Consider the following 6,000-nt stretch of genomic DNA (forward strand, 5'->3'; position numbering starts at 1 on the left):
AATGCGTAATAATGTACATGGCTTTTATTATTTTTTTGTAGTAACAAATCTATTAAAGTTAATGATGTGTGAGTGGAGGTTTCATGGATAATAATTTTAGTTTGGTTAGCAATAAATATGTATATTTACTGTTGTTATTAGTTTTATCATCATTTTATTATAGCTTCTTTGTGTTTAGTGTTATTCCTATGCAAACAGGTTGGTGGCAATACTATGCATTTTGTTTGACAAAGGGTACATTATTGTACAAGGATATATTTTTGTATCTGCCACCATACTTTGCGTGGTTTACAGGGTTGTTATATTTGTTTTTTAAGAATAATTTTCTTTTGTACACTATATTTGGATTTATTGTTATTAGATGCATCGGATGGAGTGTTTTATATTTAATATTAAATAGAATTGCTCCCCCTCTAATAGCTTTTGTTGGAGTGTTTATGGGAGTATGTATTACTAGTACATATTTGATGGATCAAGTTTATGATTATAATCCTGCAATTTTTACAGCTTTAATTGTTTTAGTATACTTTTTTGTAAGATTGCATGAAAATAAAAAAAATAGGAAATTAATCTTTTTTGTTGGTTGTAATGTTGGGATATTAATAATGACAAAACAGACCATTGGAATTATTATTCCGCTACTATGTTTCTTTTTGTTGTGGCTTATGTATAAAGATGATCAGTATAAAAATAAAGTTTTGTTATTTATATTAGGAGTGTGTGTTACAAGTTTACCTGGTATAGTTTATTTAGTATATACAGATACTTTTTATTCAATGGTTTTATGCTTACAAAATGCCACTGATGCTAAATTAGCTAATGCAAATATTATGTGGGTTATGTATCGCTTTATAGTAAGAATTAAAATATTTATATTTGTATGCATGGCTTTTTTCCTTTTAAATAATAATGGGATTATAAAAAATAAAACTGTGCTGAATGGAATGTATTGTGTTACAGGAGTAGTTTTCGGTCTAATAATTGAGCGTTATATAATACCTGGTATAAAGTTTATTCCGTATATAGGTATTAATAATATTTTTGTGCTTATTGCTAGTTTAGTTTTGGCTTGTGCTATGTTCATCAAATATCAGAATAAACAAGTAGCACGAAGTAGTGTTATTGTTTTATCAATATTATTAGGGGTAGGGTTGTATATAGTTTCTTTTAGTACAAATGATGTGGCTTCTTTTGTGTATTATGGGATGAGTTGGAGAATATTAACTCATGATATATTATATTTTTCATTTTATGTGAATTGCATAATATGCATTTATTACTGTAATCAATATAGAAATAATTGTAATAAAAAGAATATTATATACGTTTTTATTACAATTATTTTTGGAAGTATGATATTTATAGCTGGATTGTCAAGTGCCGAGTTAGAACCATATATAGGTTTGTTATTAGTTCCATTAGCAGTAGTAAGTTTTTTGCAATATGGTAGCGAAAATATTAATTATAAGGTTTGGGTTAGGTTAAAAAATGTAACTTTTCTTTTCGTATGTACTATTTTAGTATTTTTATGCTTAATAACGAAGATGTTTATACCTTATGAATGGCATGGTTGGAGAACGTCATCTATCCTTAATAGTAACAACGTAAAAATTGTAGATGATATTCCAGGATTAAATGGATATAAACTCGCAATTAGTGATTATTATTCTTATAAATTATTGTATGGCTTGATATTGGAGAATACATCGCACAATAGTTTTTTATATCAGTTTCCGAATATTCCTTTATTTAATGTTCTAGCAGAACAAAAAAGTTATTATGTACCTATTCCTTATTTTGATGTTTGTCCTGATAGCATGGCATTATTTTCCGTTCAAGAGTTACAACGCTGTAAACCTGATTTATTTTTGTGGGCGAATTTTGAGGAGGCTAGATGGAAAGTCCATGAAGAACTTTTTCGTGGGGGAAAATTATCTGGGCAGAGGGAAATAAAAAAATTTTATGAGGAAGAAGTTTTGTCAAACTATACTCGTTTAGGTGTTGTTGATAATAATGAAGGTGGAACCGTGGAATTGTGGAAGAAAAAATAGAATATAGTTTTGTAAAATAGTAGAGACTTTGAAGTTTTTTCTGTAAATAAGTATAGATGTTATAGTTATTTAAATTATAACATCTACACTTTTTGGGGGTACAAAAAACAGCCGCAGATTGTTGCGGCTGTTGGATGGTGTAGATTATTGCCTGATGGCGGTAAGTTCTTTATCAGTGTATTTCCCAGTGGCTTTTATGTCATCAAATGAGAGTATACCGCTAGCAATAAAGTTTCTGGCAGATTGGATGCGTCCTGCTTCAAACCCATCGTCATATCCTTCCTGCCTGAATTCACGCATTTTCATTTCGTAAGTCATGTATTTTCTCCTTTCTATCTCGATAGTTTTTTCGGTGTTGATTGCAGAGTCAATGTCCATGACCAACTCTCCTTCGGCAGTTTTTACGTTCATGTAGTTTATCAGTGGTATTAATGCCCGAGGTGTATCTTCAGTGATATTGCCGGTGCTGAAGATAACATTTTTGGTGGTTCAGTTAGGATAGAACGAGGTTGTGATGGCACGAAGTTTTTGAATGGTTTAGATTATTGCTTTATAGCAGCAAGTTCTTTCTCGGAGTATCTTCCGGTAGCTTTTATTTTTTCAAAGGTAGTTAACCCGTCAGCGATCATGTTGCGAATAGTCCGTATTGTGCCATTAGTGCTTCCAGTTTCAAATCCGGCCTCAAACCCATCGTCATATCCTTCCTGCCTGAATTCACGCATTTTCATTTCGTAAGTCATGTATTTTCTCCTTTCTATCTCGATAGTTTTTTCGGTGTTGATTGCAGAGTTAATATCCATGACTAGCTCTCCTTCGGCGGATTTGCCGTTCATGTAGTTTATCTGCGGTATTAATGCCCGAGGAGTATCCTCGGTGATATTGCCGGTGCTGGAGATGATGATTTTGTAGATTATTAAGGCAGAAACGGTTTTTTATTATCTTGGCGTTAGGGAAGGAATGATACAGATTATTGCCTGATGGCGGCAAGTTCTTCATCAGTGTATTTACCGGTGGCTTTTATGTCATCAAATGAGAGTATGCCGCTAGCAATGAAGTCTCTGGCAGATTGGATGCGCCCTGTACTTTCTCCATTTTCGAAACCATTTTCAAATCCAGCTTCAAACCCATCGTCATATCCTTCCTGCCTGAATTCACGCATTTTCATTTCGTAAGTCATGTATTTTCTCCTTTCTATCTCGATAGTTTTTTCGGTGTTGATTGCAGAGTCAATATCCATGACCAGCTCGCCTTCGGCGGCTTTGCCGTTCATGTAGTTTATCAGCGGTATTAATGCCCGAGGTGTATCTTCAGTGATATTGCCGGTGCTGGAAATAATGATTTTTGTTGCTTCATCAGGAAAGAGCAAATCCTTGTCCTGCTGGCAATAGGTACGGAAGATGTAGAAGCAGCGTTTTCCGCCCATGAAATCAAATGGGCAGAGAAAGATGATGAAGGACTTTGGCAGTTTGTCATATCCTTCCCCGGGCTTGAGGTCATCAATATCTATAGTAGACTGGTAGTACCGCATACGCTTTGCCAGCAGCAAATCAGTGTATGGGCGTACCTGCATTTCTACATTGTAAACAGTATTCTGGTCATCAGCCACATAAATGTCCAGCCTGATACCGTGGCTGTCATATTTTGGCTCAATAGTCTGTTCTGCTTCCAGAAAAACAATTTTCCTGATTTCTATTTGCAGGATGGTTTCCAGGAGCCGCTGGCAGAGTTTGGGATGCTTTCTGAGTACCAGCTTAAACATGTAATCGTCAATGAAAGTAAGTTCTTCCCAGGGCTTCAAAATATTTCTGAATTTGGCTGCCATTGTGTCTTCCTCCTTTACATTATACCAAAATTAATTCTTGCAGGATAGTGGGCATGACGGAACAGGAATAATTTATCCTGCGAAAAAATGTTTGCAAGATGATTATAATACAAAGATGCTATAATTACAATATAAAAATACAAGTGTTGCAAAAATGTTTTTCACAAAAATACATTCAGGAGAGTTTTGTTTGTAGTGGGGGAGTTGAGGTGCTGTTGTTAAATAAAGATATGCTTCATACTCTTTTGAATCAGTTGTGGCGAGTAGTGGCAGGTCCTGCATTGCTGATTTGCATACCATTGTTTCTGACTCCTGTCGAGCAGGGATACTGGTATACCTTTACAAGTATTGCTGCGCTGGCAGTTTTTGCAGACCTGGGCTTTTCCACTATCATTCTCCAATTTACAGCTCATGAATTTGCACATTTGTCCTTCGCGGAAAATGGTACGATTTGTGGTGATGTTAAGGCTTTGTGGAGGCTGGCTTCATTTTTTCATTTTTGCCTGAGTTGGCTGGGGAAGGCAATAGGTATTGTTTTTCCGGCAATTGTGATAGGAGGCTGGCTGTTCCTGCAGATGAAGGATGATGGGATAGCCTGGCATGGGGCGTGGCTGCTTTATTCTGTTATGTCAGCCTGGTCGTTTTTTAACGTAGCTATGCTGTCCTTTTTTGAAGGCTGCAATTCCGTGGCAAGGGTGCAAAAAATCCGCATGATACTGGTGATAATCAATTCCGGTACTATGCTGGCTGGATTATATAGCGAGATGGGGCTTTGGGCTTTAGCATGTGGGATGTTGCTATCGGCACTGGCAGGAACAGGATTGCTGTGGCGTAATTTTTGTGTAGCTGCACAGCAGTTATGGAAGACTGCTGCCAGATATAGGTATGACTGGTGGCCGGAGTTTTCCGGATTGATATGGCGGTATGCTGTAAGCTGGGGAAGCGGCTATTTTATTTTTCAGCTGTTTGTGCCGCTGGCGTTTGCATTTTTTGGTGCGGATTATGCTGGGAAGACAGGTATGAGCATTGCGGCATGGACTGCTGGGTTCAATATTTCTTTTGCCTGGATAACAGCAGTTATCCCCAGAATAAATATGCTGATTGAAATGAAGAATTGGCAGGAATTGGATGATTTGTTTGTTAAGCGATGTACAGCAGTTTTAGCAACGATGGCTTTGGGGGGCAGTGCGTTTTTTGTTTTGTATTTTATATTTGATGATATCAGTTTTTTCCAGCGTGTGCTGCCGCTGACGAGCATGGTGATTTTATTTTTGTGCTGGCTTTGTCAGGCGTGGGTGAATAGTATTGCTGTTTATTTGCGGGGGCATAAGGAAGAACCCTTGATGAAGCTGTCGGCTTTTAGTGCTGTTTATGTGGCGGTAACTACCTTTTTCTGTGCCAGGTACTTGGCAGAGGATTGGCTGTTTGCAGGATTTTTTAGCAGTTATTTATGGGGGATACCCTTGATATACAGAATTTATGCAAAATTTAAGGTAAGGCATGGTGTCATAAAATGATAGTAGAAGGTTGGTGAAGCAGCATGACACAATTTAGGAATTTACGGCTTCAGAAGGGATTGAATCAGGAGGAATTCAGGAAGCTGTACAATGAGAGGTACAGCAGAAACTATACCTCGGCAGCTATTTCCATGATTGAGAATGGAAAGCGGATGCCGGAACTGAGCGCATTGATAGATTTTGCGGATTTTTATGATGTGAGTATTGATTATCTGCTGGGGAGGGAGAGCGATGATGATGAGCTGCAGATTTCCCAGCAGCTGAGAGCCATAGTGGGAAAACTGATGACGTTAAAAAATGAGGCGGTCGAGGAGGATAATTCTTCTGAGATACAGGAAAATATGGAAATGCTGCGCTGTCTCCTGCAGCAGTCGGAGGTGCTGGCAAAGCGTGTGGAGAAAGAGAAGGATAATTCCTGGTATAAATATTGAAATATATTTGAGTATATTTGCTGTTTTGGCTGCCGCAGGATAGTTGCGGCAGTTTTTATCTTAATGTGGCAGAAGACTCCCTGCCTCTATAGGCGGGAGATGAATGCCACGTCCACCGAATTTACGCAAGTAATTGAGGTGGACAATAGAACATAGTGGTGATATAATAGTAAGTGACA

6 protein-coding genes are annotated in these 6,000 nt (G+C 37.4%); 3 read left to right on the forward strand and 3 right to left on the reverse strand.

Going from position 1 to position 6,000, the window contains the following annotated elements; all coding sequences use genetic code 11:
* Positions 1 to 83 precede the first annotated feature (83 nt).
* On the forward strand, positions 84 to 2,051 hold the full coding sequence (locus FYJ84_RS06345; RefSeq protein ID WP_154406754.1) for a glycosyltransferase family 39 protein: 1,968 nt from the start codon (positions 84 to 86) through the stop codon (positions 2,049 to 2,051).
* Positions 2,052 to 2,195: 144 nt separating this feature from the next.
* On the opposite strand, the gene FYJ84_RS06350 is transcribed toward FYJ84_RS06345, so the two are convergent.
* The 3 genes from FYJ84_RS06350 to FYJ84_RS06360 all read right to left on the reverse strand — a co-directional run bounded on the left by FYJ84_RS06350 (position 2,196) and on the right by FYJ84_RS06360 (position 3,873).
* Entirely contained in the window at positions 2,196 to 2,429 is a 234-nt protein-coding gene (locus tag FYJ84_RS06350) for a hypothetical protein (RefSeq protein ID WP_154406755.1), read from the reverse strand.
* 164 nt (positions 2,430 to 2,593) lie between these two features.
* Positions 2,594 to 2,851, reverse strand: coding sequence for a hypothetical protein (locus tag FYJ84_RS06355; RefSeq protein ID WP_154406756.1), 258 nt, complete (start codon positions 2,849 to 2,851; stop codon positions 2,594 to 2,596).
* A gap of 167 nt (positions 2,852 to 3,018) precedes the next feature.
* Positions 3,019 to 3,873: an Rpn family recombination-promoting nuclease/putative transposase gene (locus tag FYJ84_RS06360; RefSeq protein ID WP_154406757.1), complete on the reverse strand. Its 855-nt coding sequence runs from the start codon at positions 3,871 to 3,873 to the stop codon at positions 3,019 to 3,021.
* A gap of 215 nt (positions 3,874 to 4,088) precedes the next feature.
* Between FYJ84_RS06360 and FYJ84_RS06365 the strand changes: the two genes are divergently transcribed.
* Positions 4,089 to 5,390, forward strand: coding sequence for a hypothetical protein (locus FYJ84_RS06365; protein ID WP_154406758.1), 1,302 nt, complete (start codon positions 4,089 to 4,091; stop codon positions 5,388 to 5,390).
* Positions 5,391 to 5,413: 23 nt separating this feature from the next.
* The gene (locus FYJ84_RS06370; protein WP_154406759.1) at positions 5,414 to 5,821 is read left to right on the forward strand and encodes a helix-turn-helix domain-containing protein; all 408 of its coding nucleotides are present in this window, start codon (positions 5,414 to 5,416) and stop codon (positions 5,819 to 5,821) included.
* The last annotated feature ends 179 nt before the right edge of the window (positions 5,822 to 6,000 follow it).

Source organism: Anaerovibrio slackiae, assembly GCF_009695585.1.
Classification (GTDB): Bacteria; Bacillota; Negativicutes; order Selenomonadales; family Selenomonadaceae; genus Anaerovibrio; species Anaerovibrio slackiae.

What these genes read in the sequence shown, in the direction of transcription:
- FYJ84_RS06360 (WP_154406757.1), bottom strand. Translation starts at nt 3,873, where the DNA reads ATGGCAGCCAAATTCAGAAATATTTTGAAGCCCTGGGAAGAACTTACT.
- FYJ84_RS06345 (WP_154406754.1), top strand. Translation starts at nt 84, where the DNA reads ATGGATAATAATTTTAGTTTGGTTAGCAATAAATATGTATATTTACTG.
- FYJ84_RS06350 (WP_154406755.1), bottom strand. Translation starts at nt 2,429, where the DNA reads ATGGACATTGACTCTGCAATCAACACCGAAAAAACTATCGAGATAGAA.
- FYJ84_RS06370 (WP_154406759.1), top strand. Translation starts at nt 5,414, where the DNA reads ATGACACAATTTAGGAATTTACGGCTTCAGAAGGGATTGAATCAGGAG.
- FYJ84_RS06355 (WP_154406756.1), bottom strand. Translation starts at nt 2,851, where the DNA reads ATGGATATTAACTCTGCAATCAACACCGAAAAAACTATCGAGATAGAA.